This is a genomic window from Pseudomonas sp. NPDC087342, assembly GCF_044744265.1.
GTDB classification, from domain to species: Bacteria; Pseudomonadota; Gammaproteobacteria; order Pseudomonadales; family Pseudomonadaceae; genus Aquipseudomonas; species Aquipseudomonas nunensis.
The window spans coordinates 62695-83926 of record NZ_JBIUXZ010000027.1; the positions used below are offsets into that span (position 1 = coordinate 62695).

The 21232-nt window shown below is 60.8% G+C and carries 17 protein-coding genes; 10 read left to right on the plus strand and 7 right to left on the minus strand.

The features are described from left to right. Positions 1-47: 47 nt before the first annotated feature. Complete coding sequence (locus tag ACIOYV_RS29390; RefSeq protein WP_401329458.1) at positions 48-1397, plus strand: MATE family efflux transporter; 1350 nt, start codon at positions 48-50, stop codon at positions 1395-1397. Here the strand turns inward: ACIOYV_RS29390 and ACIOYV_RS29395 are convergent. The 7 genes from ACIOYV_RS29395 to ACIOYV_RS29425 form a co-directional block, all read right to left on the minus strand. Further along, positions 1391-2266 carry an alpha/beta hydrolase gene (locus ACIOYV_RS29395; protein ID WP_401329461.1) on the minus strand — a complete coding sequence of 292 codons (876 nt, stop codon included), beginning with the start codon at positions 2264-2266 and terminating at the stop codon, positions 1391-1393. The genes ACIOYV_RS29390 and ACIOYV_RS29395 overlap by 7 nt on opposite strands. A gap of 18 nt (positions 2267-2284) precedes the next feature. Then, a complete protein-coding gene (locus tag ACIOYV_RS29400; protein ID WP_401329463.1) occupies positions 2285-3082 on the minus strand; it encodes a DUF4123 domain-containing protein in 798 nt (265 codons plus the stop codon). Next, positions 3079-4371 carry a contractile injection system protein, VgrG/Pvc8 family gene (locus ACIOYV_RS29405; RefSeq protein WP_401329466.1) on the minus strand — a complete coding sequence of 431 codons (1293 nt, stop codon included), beginning with the start codon at positions 4369-4371 and terminating at the stop codon, positions 3079-3081. The genes ACIOYV_RS29400 and ACIOYV_RS29405 overlap by 4 nt, the downstream gene beginning before the upstream one ends. 233 nt (positions 4372-4604) lie before the next feature. Continuing rightward, positions 4605-6518, minus strand: a complete 1914-nt coding sequence (speA, locus tag ACIOYV_RS29410; RefSeq protein ID WP_054044016.1) for an arginine decarboxylase — start codon at positions 6516-6518, stop codon at positions 4605-4607. A 213-nt stretch (positions 6519-6731) separates the two neighbouring features. After that, complete coding sequence (locus ACIOYV_RS29415) at positions 6732-7103, minus strand: translation initiation factor Sui1 (RefSeq protein ID WP_054044017.1); 372 nt, start codon at positions 7101-7103, stop codon at positions 6732-6734. Between the two features lie 280 nt (positions 7104-7383). Continuing rightward, a complete protein-coding gene (locus ACIOYV_RS29420; RefSeq protein ID WP_401329471.1) occupies positions 7384-7941 on the minus strand; it encodes an NUDIX hydrolase in 558 nt (185 codons plus the stop codon). 3 nt (positions 7942-7944) lie between these two features. Then, positions 7945-9012, minus strand: coding sequence for a DUF2333 family protein (locus ACIOYV_RS29425; RefSeq protein ID WP_054044019.1), 1068 nt, complete (start codon positions 9010-9012; stop codon positions 7945-7947). A gap of 430 nt (positions 9013-9442) precedes the next feature. On the opposite strand from ACIOYV_RS29425, the gene gcbA reads away from it, so the two are divergent. The 9 genes from gcbA (at position 9443) to dusB (ending at position 21174) form a co-directional block, all read left to right on the plus strand. After that, the gene (gene gcbA, locus ACIOYV_RS29430) at positions 9443-11113 is read left to right on the plus strand and encodes a diguanylate cyclase GcbA (protein ID WP_163908113.1); all 1671 of its coding nucleotides are present in this window, start codon (positions 9443-9445) and stop codon (positions 11111-11113) included. Between the two features lie 955 nt (positions 11114-12068). Continuing rightward, a complete protein-coding gene (locus ACIOYV_RS29435; protein WP_401329492.1) occupies positions 12069-13112 on the plus strand; it encodes a methyl-accepting chemotaxis protein in 1044 nt (347 codons plus the stop codon). A 238-nt stretch (positions 13113-13350) separates the two neighbouring features. Next, positions 13351-15114, plus strand: a complete 1764-nt coding sequence (locus ACIOYV_RS29440; protein WP_401329475.1) for a protein-disulfide reductase DsbD — start codon at positions 13351-13353, stop codon at positions 15112-15114. A 131-nt stretch (positions 15115-15245) separates the two neighbouring features. Further along, on the plus strand, positions 15246-15698 hold the full coding sequence (gene aroQ, locus ACIOYV_RS29445) for a type II 3-dehydroquinate dehydratase (protein ID WP_054044023.1): 453 nt from the start codon (positions 15246-15248) through the stop codon (positions 15696-15698). 48 nt (positions 15699-15746) lie between these two features. Beyond that, positions 15747-16208 (plus strand): acetyl-CoA carboxylase biotin carboxyl carrier protein, encoded by a 462-nt coding sequence (gene accB, locus ACIOYV_RS29450; protein WP_163908108.1) that lies wholly within the window; start codon positions 15747-15749, stop codon positions 16206-16208. Positions 16209-16225: 17 nt separating this feature from the next. After that, the gene (gene accC / locus ACIOYV_RS29455; protein ID WP_054044025.1) at positions 16226-17581 is read left to right on the plus strand and encodes an acetyl-CoA carboxylase biotin carboxylase subunit; all 1356 of its coding nucleotides are present in this window, start codon (positions 16226-16228) and stop codon (positions 17579-17581) included. 273 nt (positions 17582-17854) lie between these two features. Further along, on the plus strand, positions 17855-18733 hold the full coding sequence (prmA, locus tag ACIOYV_RS29460; RefSeq protein ID WP_054044027.1) for a 50S ribosomal protein L11 methyltransferase: 879 nt from the start codon (positions 17855-17857) through the stop codon (positions 18731-18733). A gap of 30 nt (positions 18734-18763) precedes the next feature. Then, on the plus strand, positions 18764-19978 hold the full coding sequence (locus ACIOYV_RS29465) for a DUF3426 domain-containing protein (RefSeq protein WP_401329481.1): 1215 nt from the start codon (positions 18764-18766) through the stop codon (positions 19976-19978). A 185-nt stretch (positions 19979-20163) separates the two neighbouring features. Beyond that, positions 20164-21174: a tRNA dihydrouridine synthase DusB gene (dusB, locus tag ACIOYV_RS29470; RefSeq protein ID WP_008153758.1), complete on the plus strand. Its 1011-nt coding sequence runs from the start codon at positions 20164-20166 to the stop codon at positions 21172-21174. Positions 21175-21232: the final 58 nt, after the last annotated feature.

Consider the following 21232-nt stretch of genomic DNA (forward strand, 5'->3'; position numbering starts at 1 on the left):
AGTTTCCAAATGTGTCGCTACAATGCCCGCTCCCCCAAGGAGCCTGCATGTCCAACCTGATCGCCGACTGGCGCGACCGCCCGACCCACCGCAAGGTCTGGGCCCTCGCCGCGCCCATGATCCTCTCGAATATTTCCGTACCGCTGGTGGCGCTGGTCGACAGCACGGTCATCGGTCACTTGCCCCACGCCCATCAGTTGGGCGCTGTCGCAGTGGGCGCCAGCCTGTATACCTTCCTGGCGTGGGGCATGGGTTTTCTGCGCATGGGTACGACCGGGTTCGCCGCACAAGCGGCCGGGCGCGGGGATGGTGCGGCGTTGCGGCAGATCTTGTTGCAGGGTCTGTTGCTGGCAATGGGACTGGCCATCGTGCTCGGGGCGGCGGGGATTCCGTTGAGCGGTGTCGCACTGCACTTCATGCAACCCTCGGCAGAACTGGATCAACTGACCCGGGATTTCTTCCACACCCGGTTATTCGGCCTGCCCGCGGCGCTGGCCAGCTATGCGCTAGTCGGCTGGTTTCTCGGCACCCAGAACGCCCGGGCGCCGTTGGCGATTCTGCTGGGCACCAACCTGGTGAACATCGCGCTGAACTTGTGGTTCGTCCTCGGATTGGATTGGGGCGTGATCGGCGCGGCCCGGGCATCGGTGATCGCCGAGTGGACCGGCGCACTCATCGGCCTGTGCATGACCCGAAAAGCCCTGCGCGCCTATCCCGGCCATATCGCCTGGGCCGCCCTGGGGTTATGGCAGAGCTGGCGCCCATTGCTGGCGGTCAATCGCGATATCTTCATTCGCAGCCTGGCGCTGCAATCGGTGTTTTTCCTGATCACCGTGCAAGGCGCGCGGCTGGGCGATGCAACCGTCGCCGCCAATGCGCTGCTGCTCAACGGTTTGCTGCTGACCGCGCACGCACTTGATGGCCTGGCCCACGCCGTGGAAGCCCTGTGCGGCCACGCCATCGGCGCGCGGGATCGCGATTCCCTGCGCCGTTCATTGGTGGTGGCCGCCGGTTGGTCGCTGATCGCCAGCCTTGGCTTTGCCGCGCTGTTTCTGTTTGCCGGGCACTTGTTTATCGAGATGCAAACCAACATCCAGAGCGTGCGCGACACCGCGTTCATCTACCTGCCCTACCTCGCCGCCCTGCCGCTGATTGCGGTCTGGAGCTACCTGCTCGACGGGCTGTTTATCGGCGCCACCCGCGCCCGGGAAATGCGCAACGGCATGCTGTTGACCGTTGCGCTGTTGCTGCCCTTCGCCTGGGCACTGCAAGGCCTGGGCAATCATGGGCTGTGGATAACTTTCCTGCTGTTCATGTTGCTGCGTAGCCTGACCCTCGGCGTGATTGCCTGGTATTTGCGCAAGAACGACGGCTGGTTTACCGGCCGCGCTCACTGAGTCGGCGTGGCCTTGATGAATGAAGTGACCTCATCCAGCACCGGCGCCAATCCACGCATGGGGCGGGACAGCGTCGCCACCAGCGTGGCGTGGCCGGTGCGCGAATAATACCGATCCTGAACCGGCACCCCGGCCGCGCGCAGTTTGCTCGCCAGACCGCTGGTGTTGCGGGTCGGGTTGACCACCTCATCGTCACGGGACGCGATCAACAACGCCGGCGGCGCAGCGTGACTGACGTGGTTGATCGGCTGGGATTGTGGCGGTGAGTCCGGCCAGAAAAACACCGGGCGCACCTCGGGATTCTGGATCGGCAGGAAATCATACGGCCCGGCCAGGCCGATCCAGCCACTGAGATCGCCCGGCGACATACCCACTGCCCCGAGCAACTGCGGGTCCAGCGCCAGCATCGCCACGTTGTAGGCCCCGGAGCTGTGGCCCATCAGGTACAACCGTTTCGGGTCACCGGAGAACTGGCGAATGTGCTCATGGGTCCACGCCACAGCCTTGGCGCCATCCTCAAGAAACAACGGATAACGCACCTGCGGATACAGTCGATAATCGGCCAGCACCGCGACTATCCCTCGCGACGCCAAGGCCTCGCCGACAAAGCTGTAGTCGCTGCGAGAACCGCTGTTCCAACTGCCACCGTAGAAAAACACCACCACCGGGGCGTTTTCCGCAGGGTGCAGCGGCACGTACACATCGAGCTTCTGCCGCGGATCACTGCCATAGGCAATGCCCTCGGTTTTGTTGAAGCTGCCGTCGGGTGTCAGGGCATTCAGCATTTTCAGCGGCGAGCACGCGCTTATCGCGGCCAGTAAAACACTGCCGACCAACACACTGAACAACCTGCGGATTGCGCTCGCCATAGGGGTGAATCCTCATGTTCAGGGTTGATCGCCCTGCCACCGGTTGCGCAGATGATCGAGCCGTTCCTGCTGCGTCAGCCCCGGCCACGGCTGCACCGGCAACGCACCGGGATGCTGCAAGCGTAGCCACAACCAGCCATCCAGCGCCGAGCGTTCGCTGAAACCAAGCGCCAGGCCTTCCTGCACATGGGACCACAAGCGGTTGTAATCAGTGCCGGTGGATTGGCTCCAGTGCCAGGTGTGTTGCTCCAGCAGGCAGGTTTGCAGTTTTTCCCGCTGGCGCAGGCTGAGGGTTTCTTCGACTGCCAACGGACTGACTTCCAGCCCGGGATTGAGCAATCGCTGCCAGCCCTGACTGCCGATCGCCCGGTCGGCCCAGGTGCCGCCGAACCAGCGCAACTGGCTGATCGGGCCGAGCCAGCGACTCAATTCCTCGGCATCACAGGCATCAAAGAAGTAGCTGGCGCAATGCGGGTTGTAATAGCTCAGTAATGCCCGGTGATGCAGGCCGAACGTCACTGTGAGCATGCGCCGCAGGTGCGCCAGCAAGTGCGCTGCCGGCGCCTCGCTGACCAGCAACAGACCTTGCCAAGCATGCGGTTCGCTGTAGCAGAACTCGATTAACGCCGGACAGTTCCGCAGCTCCACCAAGGCGGGCCCCTGCTCGCGCATCCCGTGCAACTCCGTGCCTTCCAATAACCAGGACGGACGTACATCACGGAACTGCTGCAACAACGTTGTCGCCGCCAGAGGTGCGCCGGGCACATCCAGCAGCAGCCATTGCGAGGTCGGGTCAGGCGTCTGCACGCCGATCATGCGGCACCGCTCTGACCAAACAACGTCGCCGCCCGACAGGCGCAGACCGATTCCCGGCAATGACTGAAACTGCCGCCACCGGGCATCAGGCACAGCAGCACCAAGGGCTCACTCGATTGCAGCAACCTCAGTAAGCCGTCGGGTGCTTGAGGCTCCGGGGGCGGTACTTCAATGACCTCAACGGCGGGCGGACGTTGAAGCAGTCCGGTGATCAGCGGTTGATCCGGATCACCTTCAATGAAACTGACCACCACCTCAGCCCCCGCCAGCCACTGCCCCGCGCCTTTCAACTCAGGGGCCAGCGGCAACCAACAATGGCCGGGCGTTGCGCCTTCACCTTGATAAAGCCAGTCGAACTGCACTGCAACCGGTCGCGACGGATCGGGGTGCACCTCTTCGACATCGACAACCCAGGCCCTTTGCAGACTGAGCATTCGCGGTTTCGCCGGTACTTGGGTCGTCATCCAGGACGCTTCCCATGGCACCGCACGGATGGTGTTGGAGTAGGAAAACAGCGGATCCTGGCCGGCCTGATGCTCGACTTCGATCAATCGCCATAGCGCATTCCACTCGCTAACCGGATGTCCGGCTAGTGGCATCAATTGACCACTGCGCAATGTCATCAAGTCCGTACGAGCCTCGGCCACAGGTACCGTCTTCAGTCCAACCTGAACCTCGAACTGACACACGGTTTCGTCCTGAAGAACCAACGTTTCAGCGCGGCGCGACGCCCCGTGGCCATCACCGATAACCAGGCAATGCCCGCGACGGGAATGCTCGAAATGGTAGTGAAGGCGTTCCTCGGCACACAGGCGCTGGAAAAACTGCAAATCCGATTCGCGGTATTGCGTGCAGAAATCCCGGGGCGGGTAATCGCCATTCAATTCCAGACGCCAACCCTTGCCGGCAATGCCGTGCTCCTTGAGCACCTGAGCAAGAATTTGCGGCACCGATTGCGCGCTGAACATACGCTGGCTGAAGCGCTGGGCCAGGCACGCCAGTTTCGGTCGCAGGCGCACACGGCACAATCGCGACAAGGCGCCATGCTCGCGCTGGACGAGTTGATGCAATTGCCCGTGAATACCATTGCCGGCGTCTTCGAATTGCAAGAACGCCGAACGGTACAGCAGGTTGGCAAGGTCCAGGCTCGGGTCATCGATCAGCAGATCCACCTCGAACTCAAATGGCTCGCTAATGGCTTCATTACCGGTAAAGGCCAGGACCTCAAAGGCGTCGGGCAGGCCCGCTACATCCAGCCGAAAGGACGGCTCGTTGAGTGGATCGAACATCGGCGATTCTCTACAGGAGGGGCGGCTGAGGATTCTCGCTGAGAGACATGGCCGAGTAGAGTGCCGAAATACAACTTAGGAAATGACCTACGCGAAAAGAAGACCACATCGCTTTAATAGCCGTTGATGTCAGTCATTTCGCTTGGAAAGAGAGAAGCGTCTCACCAGGTCATCTGAAATTTCCGCGCTGTGCGGAACATTTTCAGACAACCTGATGGGAACGGTGCCTTACCTCAAGAAGACAGGTAAGACGAACGGGTCAGGCCCAGGCGCAGTGCGTCGAGGAACTGGGTCCGCTCGGCCGCGGTGATGCGCGCACTGGCGCACTTGTCACGGTAGTGGGTCATCAACTCTTCCGGCGACAAGTGCACGTAGCGCAGCATGTCTTCGATAGTGTCGTGGGTCTCGATACCGGCGTGGTACACGCTGCCATCGGCATTCTGGTAGATGTTCACCGAGTCGGTGTCACCGAACAGGTTGTGCATGTCGCCGAGAATTTCCTGGTAGGCGCCGACCAGGAAGATCCCCAGCAGGTAGTCCTCACCTTCATTCAAGCCGTGGACCGGCAGGCTGGTTTCGATGCTTTGCTCATCGACGTATTGCTTGATCTTGCCGTCGGAGTCGCAAGTCAGGTCTTGCAGCACCGCACGGCGCATCGGCTCTTCGTCGAGACGGTGCAGCGGCAGGATCGGCAGGACCTGGCCGATGGCCCAGGTGTCCGGCAGGCTCTGGAATACCGAGAAGTTGCAGATGTACTTGTCGGCAAGCTTGTCGTTGAGTTCGTCGAGCACCTGGCGATGGGAGCGCTGACGGGCCTTCAACGAGTTGTGCAGGCGACGGCAGACGGCGAAGTAGCATTGCTCGGCCAGGGCTTTTTCCGCCAGGGTCAGCTTGCCATCGGCGTACTGGGTCGCGATGTCACTCATGTAGTGCGTGGCGCGCCAGTAGGTTTCGGTAACCATTTCAATGTCGGTCGGACCCAGCAGGTCAACCAGCCATTGCACGGTTTCCGGCAGCGATTCCTTGTTTTCGATGACCGGCACGTCGTCGTTGTGTTTCTCGACGTCAGTCACCTGCACCACCAGCATGGCGTGGTGGGCGGTCAGGGAACGGCCGCTCTCGGAAAAGATGTTCGGGTGCGGCAGGCTCTGCGCGTCGCAGAATTCCTTGAGCATCCCGACCACGACACCGGCGTAATCGTCCATGTCGTAGTTGATCGAGCTGGCGTTACGCGAGTGCGTACCGTCGTAGTCCACGCCCAGGCCACCACCGACGTCGATGTGGTCCACCGGCAGGCCCAGGTTGCGCAGTTCGCCGTAGTAGCGGATCGCTTCCTTGAAACCGTGCTGGTAGTCCGCCAGGTTGGCGATCTGCGAACCCATGTGGAAGTGCAGCAGGCGAATGCCTTGATCCAGGCCAGCGGCGCGGAAACGCTCGACCACCGACAGCAGTTGCGCCGCCGACAGACCGAACTTGGATTTCTCGCCACCGGTGTCCGCCCACTTGGACGATGCCAGGGACGACAAGCGCACGCGCAGACCGACCTGAGGCTTGACCTTCAGCGAGGCGGCTTCTTCGATCACCAGCTCAACTTCGGATTCTTTCTCGATCACGATGAACACGTTGTGGCCGAGCTTCTGGCCCATCAGCGCCAAACGGATGAACTCACGGTCCTTGTAACCGTTGCAGACGATGGTGCCGCCCTTCGGCGCCAGCGCCAGCACCGCCAGCAGCTCAGGCTTGGAGCCGGCTTCCAGGCCGATGGAAACGTCTTGGGTGGCGATGATGTTCTCGATCACCGCTTCTTGCTGGTTGACCTTGATCGGGTACAGCGCGGTGTACTTGCTCTGGTATTCCAGGCGTTCGATGTTGGAATCGAAAGCGCCGGTCAGCTGACGCACGCGGTCTTGCAGGATATCCGGGAAACGCACCAGCAATGGCAAGGACAAACCGCTCTTGCGCAGCTGGTCGACTTGCTCGAACAGGTCGATAGGCGAACTGGTCGGACCGTTCGGACGAACTTCGACGCGACCGGCGTCATTGATCGCGAAATATCCGGCCCCCCAATGGCGAATCCCGTAAACACTGCGGCTGTCCGCAACTGTCCATTGGCTGCCATCGTCTTTGCGTGTGCGTCTTACGGACATCGAAGTCCCCTATAAAGAAGTCATAGAGCGTCGCCTGGGTTCAGGCCGGCGCAGTCTAAAGTATGAAAATGACGGTTCGTCAACGAGGGATAGACCTCGCTGACTGCAGTGAGTTTAGAAACCAGTCAGAACAGGCTCTGTGAAAACCATGTGGGCGACGCCAGGCCTGCTGTCAGGACCGGATCAAGCCGAGGGTGGTTTTCACAGAAGCTGCTAGCCGCCGGACTTCTTCGCCTTGAAACCCAGTTTGATCAGCTCAGCCAAGAGTAGCTCGACATGATCGCCCTGGATTTCGATGATGCCGTCTTTCAACGCACCGCCGGTGCCGCAACGTTTCTTCAACGTGGTGGCCAGGGCCGTGAGCTCGTCGAGGGCCAACGGCACGCCGGTGATGGTGGTCACCGTCTTGCCGCCACGGCCCTTGCTTTCGCGACGCACGCGCGCAATGCCGTCGCCGGCCGGGATCACGGTTTGTTTGCAGATACAGGCGTCCACCGGTTTGCTGCAATCCGGGCAATGACGACCTGCGTCGGTGGAAAATACCAGGCCACCAAGGGCGGCGAAGGATGCGGCTTTTTTGGCCACCGGCAATCCTCTTGGGAGGACAAAGACTGGTCGCGGCACTTGGGCAAGTGCCATCGACCGCGAAGCCCCACTCAGGCAGGGGCAGCGCTACTGAACCGGTAAAACCCTGTAGGAGCGAAGCTTGCTCGCGAAAGCGGTGTGTCAGGCCCATCCATTTTGGATGTGCCGCCGTCTTCGCGAGCAAGCTTCGCTCCTACAAAGAGCCATACCGGTTCAGTTTGAAAAGGTCGCGCAGTGTAACGGCAAAAAGCCGACTTGCTAAGAGCCAATCAGCGCCAATTTATGCCTCTTTTGCGACGCCGCTTTGCTGCGCCTTCAGATAACGCTTCAACGCCGCCAAAGAGTCCGGGCAATAAGGCTTTTGCTGGATTTCCAGCATCACCTGATCGATCGGGATAAACCGCGCTTCGAGCACCTCTTCAGGTTGCAGGATCAATGGGCCGTCCCACACCGCCGAAAACGCCGAACACCACAGACGATTGCCGGTGTCTTCGAAGAAAAAATGATCATGGGCGGTCAATTCGACACCACTCACACCCAACTCTTCTTCCAGCTCACGGGCGGCGGACTCGGCATAACTTTCGTTAGCCTGGACCATGCCCCCCGCCGCCACATCCCAATAACCGGGATAAATGGCTTTGCTCAGGGTGCGTCGATGCACGCAAAGCTCACCGGCCGAGTTGAACAGCATGATGTAGGTGCCGCGCCCGATCAGCCCGCGTTCGCGCAAATCGCTGCGCACCAGAGCGCCGAGCAGGTTGTCCTGCTCGTCGACCCAGGCGATCTGTTCGGCATCCGAGGCCGCGCGATGGGCGGCCTCTTTGGCTTTATCGACCATGACTCAGCCCTGATTGAGCAGTTGACGCAGATCGATCACGGCCGCGTTGGCCCGGGAAATATAGTTGGCCATGACCAGCGAGTGGTTGGCCAGCACCCCGAAGCCGCTGCCGTTGAGGATCATAGGGCTCCAGACCGGCTCTTGCGAAGCCTCCAGCTCACGAATGATCTGGCGCACGCTGACCGTGGCGTTTTTCTTCGCCAGTACGTCGGCGAAGTCGACTTCGATGGCGCGCAGCAGATGGGACAAGGCCCAGGCCTGACCGCGAGCTTCATAGAACACGTTGTCGATCTGCATCCACGGGGTTTCGACGATTTCCTCGTCAACCTGCGGCACTTGGCCCGGCACCACCACTTCGGTTTTCAGCGAAGTGTTGAGCTTGACCCGGCCAACACTGGCCGACAGGCGTTGCGACAGCGAACCCAAACGGGTCCCGACGTCACCCAGCCAGTTGTTCAGGTTGTCGGCACGCGCATAGAACAAGGCGTTTTTCTGCGCCGGATCGGACAGGCGCGCCTGGTAGCGGCTCAGGGAATTGATGCCTTCCTGATATTCCGACTCACTGGATGGCAACACCCAGCTCTTGTTATCGAAGTTGAAACGCGGCTCGGCCTTGGCCAAATCGGAATCTTCCGCCGACTGTGATTGCGAGCGCGCAAAGTCTTTACGCAGGGCACGGGTCAGGTCGCGGACCTGGACCAGCACGCCATATTCCCAGCTCGGCATGTTGTCCATCCACAGTCCCGGCGGGAAGCGGTCGTTGGAAATGTAGCCGCCCGGTTTGGTCAGCAACGTGCCGGCGACGGTCTTGAGGGTTTCCACCGTGGTGTAGCCGACGACCATCTGCTTGCCTTGTTGCTCAGCAGCCACTTGGGCATTTTGCTGGACCGGAAACAGCGCAGGCTCTTCGCTCCAGTACCAACCCAGGCCAATGGTCACCAACAGGTAAATGACAATCAGAGTGGCCAGCGCCCGGCTGAACAACAGGCCGCTGATATAGCTGCGGGTGGCCGATTTCGGTTCAGCGGCACGTTCAGGTGCGCTGCCCGCGCGGTTCTTCCAGTCCAGCATGGCGATATCCTTTCAATCACTTGAGTTCATCGGTTCGACCACAACCCTACGCCATCGTGCCGCTTTTTACCGCGCCTAAATCCTGCGCGAAACAGCGAGCCATACAATCGCAGTGATCGAGGCGTCACTATAAATGAAGCACAGACTTTGTAGCAGCTGCCGAGCCTGCGAGGCTGCGTTCGGCTGCGCAGCAGTCGTGAAACCTGAGCACGAGGTCTTCCTGGAACACCGAGCTGCCTGATTTCACGACGGCTTCGCCGCCGAACGCAGGCTTCGCCAGCTGCTACAAGGACCTATGCGACCAGTCGGTCAGGAACTGAATGAGGTCGCTTTGCAGATTATTGACGTACGACACTCATGTTACGGAAAAGAGGTGCTAGCATAGAGCCACCAGTCGATCTCAGCATGCACCCTAACTAGTAGTCAGGATATGACCGAGCCAGAAGACCCCAGCCGTGAGCGCCTCAAGCACCACTTTGCCCAGCGGGTAATTCATCAGGCACGTCAGATTCTTGAGATATGGCAGCGCCTGCAACGCAGCGAGTGGTCCACTACCGATTTGTCCGAGCTGAGCGAGGCCAACCTGCGCCTGCTGCGTTTTGCCGAACGCTTCGAACAACCGGAACACTCGCAACTGGCGCGCCACATCGGCCAGTCGCTGGAAGCCGTGGACGCCAATCGCGGACGCCTGAGCAGCGGCCTGATCACTGACCTCAACCGTTTGATGCAGCGCTTGTCGCGCACCGGCCTGCGTCACGGTGATCAACTGGACCAGACGTTCCTGCCACCGCTGCGAAAACCGATCTACGTGATGCTGCAAGATCACGATCGCGCCGAGCGGCTGGCCAAACAACTGGAATTCTTCGGGCTCAGCGCCCAGTCCCTGGACAGCGTCTCGGCGTTTCGCTCCTCGATGGTCGAGCGCCTGCCGGCGGCGATTGTCATGGACGTGGACTTCAGCGGTCCCGGCATCGGCCTGAAACTGGCCGCCGAAGCCCAGGTCGGTCTCGACGAACCCTTGCCACTGTTGTTTTTCAGCCTGCACGAAACCGACACCCCGACCCGGCTCGCTGCCGTGCGCGCCGGCGGCCAGGAATTCCTTACCGGCACCCTCGAAGCGTCGAGCCTGCTGGAGAAGATCGAAGTCCTGACCTGCGTCGCCCAGTACGAACCGTATAAAGTGCTGATCATCGACGACTCCCGTGCCCAGGCCTTGCACACCGAGCGCCTGCTCAACAGCGCCGGGATTGTCACGCGGACCTTGATCGAGCCGATCCAGGCCATGGCGGAATTGGCAGATTTCCAGCCTGACCTGATCATCCTCGACATGTACATGCCAGCCTGCACCGGGACCGAACTGGCCAAGGTGATCCGCCACAACGACCGTTACGTCAGCGTGCCGATCATTTACCTGTCGGCCGAAGACGACCTGGACAAGCAGCTCGACGCCATGAGCGAAGGCGGCGATGACTTCCTGACCAAGCCAATCAAGCCTCGGCACCTGATCACCACCGTGCGCAACCGCGCAGCCCGGGCGCGCAACCTGAAGGCGCGGATGGTCCGTGACAGCCTCACCGGTTTATACAACCACACTCATATTCTGCAATTGCTCGAAGACTGCTCGTTCCGCGCTCGCCGCGAGAGCAAGCCGCTGAGCTTTGCGATGCTCGACATCGATCACTTCAAACGGGTCAACGACAGCCACGGCCACCCCATGGGCGACCGGGTGATCAAGAGCCTGGCGCTGTTTCTCAAGCAGCGGCTGCGCAAGACCGACTTCATTGGCCGTTACGGCGGCGAAGAATTCGCCATCGTCATGCCGGACACCGATGTCGAATCGGCCCACAAGGTGCTCGACGAGATCCGTCAGCGCTTTGCCGAAATTCACTACCCGGCCCAGCCGCAGGACCTTTGGTGCACGTTCAGCGCCGGGGTGGTCGAGCTGCGCGAAGATTCCGACAGCCTGATGATGGCCAGCCAGGCGGACGAGGCGCTGTACCGCGCCAAAGACGCCGGACGCAATCGTGTGCAGGCTGCGCGGGCGTCAAAGCAAAGTGCCACTTTTTCATCGGAATCCACCGAGTCGGTCATAACCCTGTAACACAAACGCAATAAATTCAGGCGCTTACCATTCTGCCGTTGGTAGATCTGCCATGCGCCTGAAGCTGCTGACCAATCTCAATACCCTCCTGCTTGTCGCCGTGTGCGTCGCCCTCGGCGCCACGCTGTGGTGGTCGCAAAAAGCCCTGGAGCGCCCCTATCTATTGATGGAGCGCTACTTGGGTTTGTCCCAGCAATTTCAAAATGAAGTGGCGCGCAACGTCGAGGATTACCTGTCCAGCGGTGATGCCTTGCGCCTGAGCAGCGCAAGCCAGGCCATCGACGGCTTGCAAAAAGAACTCACCGAACTGCCGCCGGCCTTGGCCGAAACCTTGCGCCCGAGCCTGTCGAGCCTGGAAGAATTCAGCAAGACCGACCTGCTGGCCGCTGGCAAACTTGCGGGCGATCCGCAAGCGCTGTTGCTGCAGGCTGAACGGGAGTTGGGCGCGAGCCTCGACCAACTCAGCCAATATGCCAGCGCCAACGCGACGTATCTGGCTCCGCTGCTCGCCGCCTCCCAGCACTTGGGCAAGCTGTCCCTGGCAAGGGACAAACTGGTCAGCAGCGGTCGCAGCGAACTGGCCGCCGATGTCGAGCGTGAAGTCGCCAACATCCGCACCCAGGCCGAGCAACTGGATGCTTTGCCGCTGCTCGGCGTGACCACCAGCAGCGAATCGAGCACCGATGACTTCGCCTCGCTGATGGGGCTGGAGAACACCGAAAAAGCCGTGGCCGAAGATGCCGGTGTCGGCCTCAAGCGCGAACTCAACAGCCTGCTCACCCGTTACCCGGCGGAACTGGCGCGCACCCGCGATCAGATTCAGAAACGCGCCGACCTGAGCGCCGCGACGCACACGAAAATCACCGCCGTGCAACAAGCCATCGCCGGCCTCGAACCCGTGGTGCGCGCCCAACACGGGCAAATCCAAGGCGAAGTGCGCTTGATGCAAGGGCTGATGATCGGCCTGATTCTGCTGATCGCGCTGCTGATCGACACCCTGCAACGACGCCTGGCCCGCACCCTGACCAATCTGGCGCCCGCCCTGTCGACTTGGGCCGAGGGCGACTTCAGCCAGGACATTCAACTGGGCAAGACCAACCGCGAATTGCATGACATCCAGGCTTCGCTTAACCGCTTGCGCGCCTATCTGGTGGATCTGGTGGGGACCATTCGCCTCAATGCCGAGCAGGTCGCTGGCAGCAGCCGAACCCTGGCCGAGCTGAGCAACGACCTGCACAGCGGCGCCGAACATCAGGCCGGCGACACCGCGTTGATCCGCGATTCCCTCGGCGAACTTGAAGCCACCATCCAGCAAGTGGCCGGCGATGCCAGCCAGGCTGCTGACGCCAGTCGCAATGCCGGGCTGGCGGTGGAACAGGGGCAGAAAGTCATCGGCCTGAGCCTGACCGGGTTGCATGCGTTGGTCGGCGAAGTGCAAGGCAACGCGCAGATGATTGAACACCTGGCCGAAGAGTCGGCGACCATCGGCGGCGTGCTGACGGTGATCCGCTCGATTGCCGACCAGACCAACCTGCTGGCGCTGAACGCGGCGATCGAAGCGGCACGCGCCGGGGAGATGGGTCGCGGTTTTGCAGTGGTCGCCGAAGAAGTGCGCTCGCTGGCACAACGCACTGCCGGTGCCACGTCCGAGATCCAGACCTTGATCGCCGGCCTGCAAACCGCCGCGCGGCAATCGGTGGAAGGCATGCGCGCCCAAGTCGAACACGCCGAAGCCACCGCCAACCAGGCGCAAGCGGCTGACGGTGCGCTGGATAAAATCGTCGGGGCGATCCAGACCATTGCCGACACGGCAGTGCGCATCGCAGACGTCACGGCGCAACAGAGCGGTGCGGTCAGCGAGATCCGCGATCACAGCGAGCGGATTCACCAGTTGGGTGGGGATAACTTGTTACGCATTGGTCAAGGGCGGGAGCAAGGGGAGAATCTGTTGGTGTTGGGCGGGCGATTGCATACCGCCGTCCAAGCCTTCCGCGTCTAACAGAACACCCAATACCCGTAGGAGCGAGGCTTGCCCGCGAACCAGGCGACGCGGTCTTTCAGGCACACCGCGTTATCGTTCTTCGCGGGCAAGCCTCGCTCCTACATTTGGAATGCGTTCCCAATGTGGGAGCGGGCTTGCTCGCGAAGGCGCCAGAACAATCACCACAGAATTCCAGGCCCTGCACACCCGCCGACTGTCCGCTATCATGCCCACACTTCCGATACGCGAGATTGTCATGCGCCGTTTGCTTTGCCTGCTGCTTTTAGTGCTCGCCCTGCCGGCCTCCGCCACCGGGTTGCTGGACAGTCGGCCCAGTTCGACACTGGGCTCGATCAATAACAGCGCCGACTTCCTGCCGGTGCGCGAAGCCTTCCAACTGAGCCTGGTAGACAGCACGCCGCAATCGATCAAGTTGCGTTTCGTCGCCACCGAGGGTTATTACCTCTACCGCCACCGCTTCCAGTTTCGCGCCGATCCGGCCGATGTCACGCTGGGCACTGCGCAACTTCCCGACGGTGAAAAGAAGCACGATGAGTACTTCGGCGATGTAGAGGTTTACCACGGGATCCTCGATGTAGAACTGCCACGCACTGATCAACGCGCATTCACCCTGGCCGTGACTTATCAGGGCTGCGCCGACAAAGGCCTGTGCTATCCGCCGGAAACCGAGCGGTTGAGCATTGACGGCAGTGGTGCAGTGGTCGCCGACAAAGTCGTCAGCACAACCGCGAGCTGGAGCTGGCGCGAACTGGCGCTGTTCTTCCTCGCCGGCCTGGGCCTGACGTTCACGCCTTGCGTACTGCCGATGCTGCCGATTCTTTCCGGCGTGGTGTTGCGTGGCCAGGTTGGCGGGCTGCGCGGTTTCAATTTGTCGTTGGCCTACGTGCTGCCGATGGCCGCGTGTTTCGCCCTGCTCGGTGCGTTGATGGGGATGTTCGGCGCGCAGCTCAATCTTCAGGCGCGCCTGCAATCGGCCTGGGTGCTGGTGCCGTTCGCGACGTTCTTTGCAGTGTTTGCGCTGGCGATGTTCGGCGTCTTCGAACTGAAACTGCCGCACTTCATCAGCAGCCGACTCGACAGGATTGCCGGACGCACCGAAGGCGGCTCACTGTGGGGCGCTGCGGTGCTGGGCGTGGTTTCCAGCCTGTTGGTTTCGCCTTGCGTTTCGGCGCCGTTGGCCGGTGCGTTGCTGTACATCAGCGCCAGCGGCGATGCCTTGGGCGGCGGTTTGAAACTGTTTGTGCTGGGCCTGGGCATGGGCACGCCGCTGTTGCTGGTGGCCACCGGCGGCGCGGCGTGGTTGCCGAAAAGCGGGCCATGGCTGATTTACGTGAAGAATGCGATTGGCGTACTGCTGCTCGGGTTGGCGGTGGGTTTGCTCAGTCGAGTGATACCCGGCCAGATCACCTTGTTGTTGGTCGGTTTGTTGGCCGGTGGCGTCGGTTTGTTCATGGGCGCGCTGGAGTTCGTCTACAAACCTCCTCGAAAACGCCTGGGGCAATTGCTGGGGATGTTCCTGGTGTTTTATGCCCTGGCCTGTTGGTACGGCGCCTTCAGTGGCCAGACCGATCCGCTTAATCCCATTGGCCAGCCGCGCACCGTTGTGACCACCGGACAGGCGCAAAACACCAGCACCTGGCAAACCGTCAGCACGCCGGCCGACCTCGACCGCGTCCTCGCCGAAGCCAAAACGTCTGGCACCCCGCTGCTGCTGGACTGGTACGCCGACTGGTGCATCAGTTGCAAAGTCATCGAACACGAAGTGCTGAATGACGCCAAAGTCGTCGAAGGACTCAAGGGTTATCGCCTGATCCGCTTCGATATCACCGCGAGCAACGCCGAACAACGCGCCCTGCTCGACCGCTATAAATTGTTCGGCCCTCCGGCGCTGATGTTTTTCGGCAAGGACGGCGCCGAACGCGCCGATGTGCGGGTCATTGGCGAGATCAATGCAAAAGACTTCGCCGAACGTGTTGCGAAAGCAAATGACCGGATTTAATAAGCCGGTCACAAATTTCGCGCAAACATCGGCCATCGTGCTGGCTATTGCATAGAACTGGACAGTCACAAAGGCTTTGCGGCATAGTCGCCGGGTTCTGACAATTGCACACAGATAACAAGGAACAGCAGATGGCGACGCTACTGGTTCTGCACGGACCCAACCTGAACTTGCTCGGCACCCGCGAACCGGGCACCTACGGCGCTACGACACTGGCGCAGATCAACCAGGACCTGGAACGCCGTGCCCGCGAAGCCGGCCATCATTTGCTGCACCTGCAAAGCAACGCCGAGTACGAATTGATCGATCGCATCCACGCCGCTCGCGGCGAAGGTGTGGATTTCATCGTGATCAATCCAGCAGCTTTTACACACACAAGCGTCGCATTACGTGACGCGCTGCTGGCGGTGAGCATCCCATTCATCGAAGTGCATTTGTCTAACGTGCACAAACGCGAACCTTTCCGCCATCACTCTTACTTCTCCGATATAGCGGTGGGAGTGATCTGCGGCCTTGGCGCCAGCGGTTATCGACTGGCCCTGGAGGCCGCACTAGAGCAGCTTGAAAGACAGGCAACGGCTTGAACAACAAGCGTTGAACGCCCCTGACCGACCCTTGGGAGTTGATGATTCATGGATATCCGTAAAGTTAAGAAACTGATCGAATTGCTGGAAGAGTCCGGCATCGACGAGCTCGAGATCAAGGAAGGCGAAGAGTCCGTTCGCATCAGCCGTCACAGCAAGACCCCGGCTCAGCAGTACTACGCACCAGCGCCAATGCACGCTCCGGCACCGGCACCAGTTGCCGCTGCTCCAGCTGCTGCCGCTGCCCCTGCTGCTCCGGCCGCACCAGTACTGAACGGCACCGTTGCCCGTTCGCCAATGGTCGGCACCTTCTATCGCAAATCTTCGCCAAGCTCGCCGTCCTTCGTTGAAGTTGGCCAGACCGTGAAGAAAGGCGACACCCTGTGCATCGTTGAAGCGATGAAGATGATGAACCACATCGAAGCTGAAACCAGCGGTGTGATCGAATCCATCCTCGTCGAAGACGGCCAGCCGGTTGAGTACGACCAACCGCTGTTCACCATCGTTTGAACCGCGGAGAGACTTTGATGACTGCGAAGTTGGAAAAAGTTCTGATCGCCAACCGCGGTGAGATCGCCCTGCGGATCCTGCGTGCCTGCAAAGAGATGGGCATCAAGACCGTCGCCGTTTATTCCACGGCTGACAAAGAGCTGATGCACCTGGGTCTGGCGGATGAATCCGTCTGCATTGGTCCGGCATCGGCTGCAAAGTCTTACCTGCACATTCCGGCAATCATCGCCGCCGCTGAAGTGACCGGCGCTACCGCCATTCACCCAGGCTACGGTTTCCTCGCGGAAAACGCCGATTTCGCCGAACAGGTCGAGAACTCCGGCTTCGCTTTCATTGGCCCGAAAGCCGACACCATTCGCCTGATGGGCGACAAGGTTTCGGCCAAGCACGCCATGATCGCTGCCGGCGTACCGACCGTTCCAGGTTCCGACGGCCCGCTGCCGGAAGACGAAGAGACCGCCCTGCGCATTGGCCGTGAAGTCGGCTACCCGGTGATCATCAAGGCCGCTGGTGGCGGTGGTGGTCGCGGCATGCGCGTTGTGCATAAAGAAGAAGACCTGATCTCCTCGGCCAAACTGACCCGCTCCGAAGCTGGCGCGGCGTTCGGCAACCCGATGGTCTATCTGGAAAAATTCCTGACCAACCCACGTCACGTGGAAGTCCAGGTGCTTTCCGATGGCCAGGGTCACGCGATCCATCTGGGCGACCGCGATTGCTCGCTGCAACGTCGTCACCAGAAAGTGCTCGAAGAAGCGCCGGCACCGGGCATCGACGAGAAGGCTCGTGCTGAAGTCCTCGCTCGCTGCGTCAAGGCGTGCATCGACATCAACTACCGTGGCGCAGGTACTTTCGAGTTCCTGTACGAGAACGGCGCGTTCTATTTCATCGAAATGAACACCCGCGTTCAGGTTGAGCACCCGGTATCGGAAATGGTTACCGGCATCGACATCGTCAAGGAGATGCTCAGCATCGCCGCTGGCAACAAGCTGTCGTACACCCAGGAAGACGTCGTCATCCGCGGTCACGCACTTGAATGCCGGATCAACGCCGAAGACCCGAAAACCTTCATGCCAAGCCCGGGCACGGTCAAGCATTTCCACGCTCCAGGCGGCAACGGCGTTCGCGTCGATTCGCACCTGTACAGTGGCTATGCCGTTCCGCCGAACTACGATTCGTTGATCGGCAAGCTGATCACCTACGGCGCAACCCGTGACGAAGCCCTGGCGCGCATGCGCAATGCGCTGGACGAAATCGTTGTCGACGGGATCAAGACCAACATCCCGCTGCACCGCGACCTGGTCCGCGATGAAGGCTTCTGCAAAGGTGGAATCAACATCCACTACCTGGAACACAAGCTGGCTAACCAGCATTAAGATGTGATCCAGACCAACAAAGCCGCTTTCGAGCGGCTTTGTTGTTTCTGGAGATTACTGACCTCTGTAGGAGCGAGGCTTGCCCGCGAAGACCGATGACGCGCCCTACTTGATAGATCGCGCAGCCTGGTTCGCGGGCAAGCCTCGCTCCTACAAAGAGCACGTCGGCGCGGCATGCACCGACCTTGTCGTCTTCTGCCGCGCGCTCGCGTAAACTTGCGCGCTTCTCGCAGCCCGCTAGGCTGCAATCAATATTTTTCAAAGGTGCCCGCCATGCCTTGGCTGCAAGTCCGTCTCGCCATCAGCCCAGAACAAGCCGAAACCTACGAAGACGCTTTCCTTGAAGTGGGCGCCGTGTCGGTGACCTTCATGGACGCCGAAGATCAGCCGATCTTCGAGCCGGAACTCAACACCACCCCGCTGTGGTCCCATACCCATCTGCTGGCCCTGTTCGAGGACGGCACCGAAGCCGCCAGCGTATTGGCCCACATGGAATTACTGACCGGCGGCCCACTGCCGGAGCATCACAGCGAAATCATCGAAGACCAGGACTGGGAACGTAGTTGGATGGATGGCTTTCAGCCGATGCGTTTTGGTGAGCGCCTGTGGATTGTCCCGAGCTGGCACGCCGCGCCTGAACCGGACGCGGTGAATTTGCTGCTCGACCCGGGCCTGGCGTTCGGCACCGGCACCCATCCGACTACCGCGCTGTGCCTGGAATGGCTCGACGGCCAGGACCTGAAGGACTGCAATGTGCTGGACTTCGGTTGTGGCTCGGGGATTCTGGCCATCGCCGCCCTGCTGCTGGGCGCCAAGGAAGCCGTCGGCACCGACATCGACGTGCAAGCCCTCGAAGCCTCCCGCGATAACGCCGGGCGCAACAACATTGCCGAAGCGCTGTTCCCGCTGTACCTGCCGGAAGACCTGCCGCAGGTTCAGGCGGACGTGCTGGTCGCGAATATTCTCGCCGGCCCGCTGGTTTCACTGGCGCCGCAACTGTCCAGCCTGGTCAAGCCGGGCGGTCGTCTGGCACTCTCGGGCATCCTTGCCGAGCAAGGTGAAGAAGTCGCCAAGGCCTACGCCCAGGACTTCGATCTGGACCCGATTGCCAATCGTGATGGCTGGGTGCGCATCACTGGCCGTCGGCGCTAGAATGAGCGCCTGCATAATCCGGATCGCCGCATGACCGACAGCTTCGTCACTCAGTGCCCGCATTGCCAAACCAGCTTCCGCGTCAGCCATGCTCAATTGAGCGTGGCCCGTGGGGTGGTTCGCTGTGGCTCCTGCCTGCAAGTGTTCAACGCCGCCAAGCAACTGCTTGAGCAGCGCGCCGGCAAGGACGCGGTCAAACCGGTCGCCCCGGCTGTCGTCGAGCCGCCGGTACGGGCCATCAGCCAAAAGCAGTGGTCGGCCACCGAGATGGATCTGGACAGCCTCGACCTGGATCAGGAACTCGCCCGACTCGAGCAGCGAGAAATCCAGCCGACCACGGAATTTGGCCGGCACCGCGAAAACGGCCTCAGCGCTCGCCGCGACTCTGTGGAGCACGACGAAGAGCCCTGGTCCGACAGTCTCTTCAGCGAATCGGCGGCGGATCGTGCCCAGGCGGTCGAAGCCGACCAACGGGACACGCAGGCAGAATCGAGCAAGCAGTCGCGCACTGAACCTTCGTTCTCGCTGGAACCGGTTGATCTGGACGACGAGCCGCATGTGCCGCAATTGCGCCTGAATGATCCGCTCGACATGCCCCTGCACCACGATCGCCTGTCGGCAACCGACGCACCTGACGACGACCTGCCCCCGATTGCGCCCTTGCGCAAGCGACACGAACGCAGCGAGTCGACGGAACGTGTCGACGCCTTGCAAGACCTGAGCGACGACCCGCTGCAACTCGATTGGCAAAAGCGCCGCTCGCCCTGGGGCCGACGGTTTTTCTGGCTGGTGCTGATCCTGCTGGGCGCCGGCGCGCTTGCCGGTCAGTACGTCGCCTACCATTTCGAAGAACTGGCCCGCCAGGACCAATACCGCCCTTGGTTCCAGCAACTGTGCCCGCAAATCGGCTGCACTGTGCCATCCAAGGTCGACATCGCCAAAGTCAAAAGCAGCAACCTGGTGGTGCGCAGCCATCCGGACTTCAGCGGCGCGCTGGTAGTGGATGCCATCATTTATAACCGCGCGGCTTTTTCCCAGCCTTTCCCATTGCTCGAACTGCGCTTTGCCGACCTCAACGGTCATCTGATCGCCAGTCGTCGCTTCAAACCCGGCGAGTACCTCAACGGCGACCTCGAAGGGATGGCAGAGATGCCACCCCAAACGCCGATCCACATCGCGCTGGATATCCTCGATCCAGGCCCCAAAGCGGTGAACTACAGCCTGAGCTTCCATTCGCCCGAGTGAAACGCTTCAGTGCTCTGGGATTGACGGCGGTTTTCTGACTTTGCCCGCCTGGACCAAACCGCTGGCGATAACAGAATAACTGTTCAGATTTTGTTCAATTCAGCCTTTATCCAGTCATCGAGAGCGGGTATCATGCCAACCCTTTTTCGAACTCTCATGATCCGGCCCCACAACAGGGAAGTCCTATGTCGGCGGTACGCATCGGTCCATATACATTGCACAACGGCTTGATCCTCGCCCCGATGGCGGGGGTCACCGACCAGCCCTTTCGTCAGCTGTGCAAGCGACTGGGCGCAGGACTTGTAGTCTCGGAAATGGTCACCAGCGACATGAGTTTGTGGAACACCCGCAAATCGCGGATGCGCATGATTCACGAAGGTGATCCCGAGCCACGCTCGGTACAGATCGCCGGTGGCGATGCGCAGATGCTGGCGGATGCGGCCCGGGCCAATGTCGAACTGGGCGCACAGATTATTGATATCAACATGGGCTGTCCGGCGAAAAAAGTCTGCAACAAGGCCGCCGGTTCCGCGCTGTTGAAAGATGAAGCACTGGTGACCGAGATCCTGCAGGCCGTGGTGGCTGCGGTTGATGTGCCGGTCACCCTGAAGATCCGCACGGGTTGGGACCGGGACAACAAGAACGGTCTGACCGTGGCGAAGATCGCCGAGCAGGCAGGCATTACGGCGCTGGCGGTCCATGGCCGCACCCGTGCCGACCTGTACACCGGTGAAGCCGAGTACGACACGATTGCCGCGATCAAGCAGGCGGTGTCGATTCCGGTCTTCGCCAATGGCGACATTGATTCACCCGAGAAGGCCCGGTACGTGCTCGACGCGACCGGTGCCGATGGCCTGTTGGTAGGCCGGGCTGCCCAGGGGCGGCCATGGATTTTTCGCGAGATCGACCATTTCCTGCGTACCGGCGAGAAACTCCCGGCGCTGGAACTGATCGAGGTGGAACGCATTCTGCTAGAGCATCTGGCTGCGCTGCACGTCTTCTATGGAGATGTCATGGGCGTACGCATTGCTCGAAAGCATGTGGGCTGGTATCTCGCAACCTTGCCGGGCGCCAGGGAGTTCCGCGCCCACTTCAATCGTTTGGAAGATACGGAAGCACAATGCGCCAACGTTCAGGGCTTCTTCGCCGAACGTTACAAGAGCCTGACAGGGGACGGAGACGAGGTGGCCGCATGACGATGATGACCGAGACTTTAGTGAGTGGAACAACACCCGTGAGCGACAACGTGAATTT

Bases quoted from the DNA above. Each gene is read 5' to 3' on its own strand.
- accC (WP_054044025.1), top strand. From the start codon at position 16,226: ATGACTGCGAAGTTGGAAAAAGTTCTGATCGCCAACCGCGGTGAGATC.
- dusB (WP_008153758.1), top strand. From the start codon at position 20,164: ATGTCGGCGGTACGCATCGGTCCATATACATTGCACAACGGCTTGATC.
- ACIOYV_RS29465 (WP_401329481.1), top strand. From the start codon at position 18,764: ATGACCGACAGCTTCGTCACTCAGTGCCCGCATTGCCAAACCAGCTTC.
- ACIOYV_RS29395 (WP_401329461.1), bottom strand. From the start codon at position 2,266: ATGGCGAGCGCAATCCGCAGGTTGTTCAGTGTGTTGGTCGGCAGTGTT.
- gcbA (WP_163908113.1), top strand. From the start codon at position 9,443: ATGACCGAGCCAGAAGACCCCAGCCGTGAGCGCCTCAAGCACCACTTT.
- ACIOYV_RS29420 (WP_401329471.1), bottom strand. From the start codon at position 7,941: ATGGTCGATAAAGCCAAAGAGGCCGCCCATCGCGCGGCCTCGGATGCC.
- prmA (WP_054044027.1), top strand. From the start codon at position 17,855: ATGCCTTGGCTGCAAGTCCGTCTCGCCATCAGCCCAGAACAAGCCGAA.
- speA (WP_054044016.1), bottom strand. From the start codon at position 6,518: ATGTCCGTAAGACGCACACGCAAAGACGATGGCAGCCAATGGACAGTT.
- ACIOYV_RS29390 (WP_401329458.1), top strand. From the start codon at position 48: ATGTCCAACCTGATCGCCGACTGGCGCGACCGCCCGACCCACCGCAAG.
- aroQ (WP_054044023.1), top strand. From the start codon at position 15,246: ATGGCGACGCTACTGGTTCTGCACGGACCCAACCTGAACTTGCTCGGC.
- ACIOYV_RS29405 (WP_401329466.1), bottom strand. From the start codon at position 4,371: ATGTTCGATCCACTCAACGAGCCGTCCTTTCGGCTGGATGTAGCGGGC.
- ACIOYV_RS29440 (WP_401329475.1), top strand. From the start codon at position 13,351: ATGCGCCGTTTGCTTTGCCTGCTGCTTTTAGTGCTCGCCCTGCCGGCC.
- ACIOYV_RS29435 (WP_401329492.1), top strand. From the start codon at position 12,069: ATGATCGGCCTGATTCTGCTGATCGCGCTGCTGATCGACACCCTGCAA.
- ACIOYV_RS29400 (WP_401329463.1), bottom strand. From the start codon at position 3,082: ATGATCGGCGTGCAGACGCCTGACCCGACCTCGCAATGGCTGCTGCTG.
- ACIOYV_RS29425 (WP_054044019.1), bottom strand. From the start codon at position 9,012: ATGCTGGACTGGAAGAACCGCGCGGGCAGCGCACCTGAACGTGCCGCT.
- accB (WP_163908108.1), top strand. From the start codon at position 15,747: ATGGATATCCGTAAAGTTAAGAAACTGATCGAATTGCTGGAAGAGTCC.